This window comes from Holdemanella sp. DFI.5.55 (assembly GCF_020593575.1).
GTDB lineage: Bacteria > Bacillota_I > Bacilli_A > Erysipelotrichales > Erysipelotrichaceae > Holdemanella > Holdemanella hominis.
This window is the reverse complement of record NZ_JAJDMK010000452.1, coordinates 1-217: the sequence shown is the minus strand read 5'-3', so window position 1 is coordinate 217 and position 217 is coordinate 1. Positions and strand designations below refer to the sequence as shown.

Below are 217 nucleotides of genomic sequence, written 5' to 3'. Positions count from 1 at the left end.
GCCGAACCTCGTCTGCAGACTGAAGCCCTGACGCTTTGCGATATTGGCGCGGGTGCTGGTTTTCCTTCACTGCCGCTGAAGATTGCCTTTCCACAGCTCAAGATTACGATCGTTGATTCACTGAACAAGCGGATCAAGTTTTTGGCCGATCTGGTTGCCAAGCTGGGGCTAACCGACGTCAATCTGATTCATGATCGCGCTGAGACCTTCAGTGCCA

Annotated in this window: 1 protein-coding gene; it reads left to right on the top strand. The window is 53.0% G+C overall.

What is annotated here, in order from left to right:
• The coding region (locus LJE08_RS14785; RefSeq protein WP_227403686.1) for an RsmG family class I SAM-dependent methyltransferase at positions 1-217 on the top strand (217 nt) is incomplete at both ends.